Genomic DNA, 1,799 nt, shown 5'->3' with positions numbered 1-1,799 from the left:
GTTATGTGGAAAAAAAGGAAAAGAGATGCAGACTGGAAAATCAACGGTAAAAGATATATTTGATGGCACACGAATATTTAATGTTCCGATATATCAAAGAGCATATTCATGGGAAAAAGAAGATAACCTGAGAGATTTTTTGTCTGATATCGTAAACCAGCATCCAGACCGTAGTTATTTTTTAGGTTCTTTCTTATTCCACATTAATGGAAACAGAAATGAATTTTTAGTAATTGATATCGTTGATGGACAACAACGGCTTACTACTTTTGTGATTTTTATAAATATTCTAATTCAGAAGTTAATTGAAAAATCATCGAATTTGGTATCAGGCAGAACAAAAAGGATTTTTGTAAAAGATGATGATGTCTTCAAGCTGGAAACGTCCAATGAGGATTGTGCCTTTCTGCATAATATTGTTCTTAGTCAAACTGAATCTAAAGACATAAAAACTAACACGTTATCTCAGAGATTACTTCTCGATGCTAAAGAGTTTTTCACGAAAGAGTTAAAAAAATATGATTTAACTATCTTAGAAAAAATATACACAACGTCCACAAACGCTGATGTTTTATTGTATGTTGTAGATAAAATTAATACTGCCACACAAATATTTGAGCTTTTAAACGATAGAGGAAGAAAGCTGACAGATTTAGAGTCCATAAAAAGTTTTCTTATGTACAATGCTGGGCTTGTATCCAGCAACCCTGATCAAATCATAAAAAACGTACAAACAGATTTTTCCGAGATATATCGGATATTAGAAAAATGGGAAATAAATGATAGAGATGTATTGCGCTACCATACAATTGCCTTTGAAGGTTGCCCAGCGGACTATCAAGAAAAGCCCAAAGAGTTTATTAAAAATAAAATAATCAAACTTGTCTGTACTGAAAATTCAAAAAAAGAGGCAATTAATGAAATTCAGAACTACTCATCAAGGTTAAAAAATAGCTTTGTTATTTATTCTCAAATCCAAGAGGATAAAAATAATGAATATAATCTATCTCAATTATTTATGATTGGAAGGGTTGCACCATATTACCCAGCACTCCTTCGGGTTTACAAAGAGCAAAGAGACAAATTCAGTGACTTGATAAAGATAATAAATAGATTTACTTTCAGAGCGTCATTAGTTGGTTTGCGTAGTAATGGTGAAAGCTATTTGTATACGAAACTAAGAAATAATGAAGATGTCATTAAACTGGTCGATAGCTTTACCTCAGACAATTGGTGGAACATCAATCATAGGGCAGTGGAAGTAGTTGAATATGAAAATTATTACGAATGGCTAAGTAAAAATTCTGTTCGATACATCTTATTTTCATATGAAAATATGTTGCGTAGCAAAAAAGGTTTTCCTCTCTTGGGAATGAGAGAATATTTTACGAGCATTGATCGTGAAAAGTTGAGTATTGAACATATATCTGCACAACGCGCAAAAAATGTTGAATACGATGATGAATTTAATGAGCGATTTATGCACAGCATTGGTAATCTTGTGATTGATTATACTGCATCGAATTCAAGTAAGGGTAACAAAAATACCAAAGATAAATTGCAAGCCTTCAATTTAGCTCCATTGATGTCACAAAATGAAATAGATGAAATCGATTGTAATTGGGGAAATGTCGATAGCATAAAGACATTTATTAAGGTGCGAGAAGAGAAATTAAAATTGTTTATAAAAAATAACTTTAAATTGAGTGTAAACACATAACAAGGCAAATGCACTCGGACGGCAAAAAGCACCGCTCCTTCGTCGCAATGCTTTTTGCCGCCGGTGATTTGCGACGTTA

General features: G+C 32.5%; 1 protein-coding gene. It reads left to right on the top strand.

Going from position 1 to position 1,799, the window contains the following annotated elements; all coding sequences use genetic code 11:
* The coding region (locus tag U9P79_09295) for a DUF262 domain-containing protein (protein ID MEA2104816.1) at positions 1-1,720 on the top strand (1,720 nt) is incomplete at its 5' end.
* Positions 1,721-1,799: the final 79 nt, after the last annotated feature.

It is taken from the genome of Candidatus Cloacimonadota bacterium (assembly GCA_034661015.1).
GTDB lineage: Bacteria > Cloacimonadota > Cloacimonadia > JGIOTU-2 > JGIOTU-2 > JAYEKN01.
This window is presented reverse-complemented; position numbering and strand designations above follow the sequence as displayed.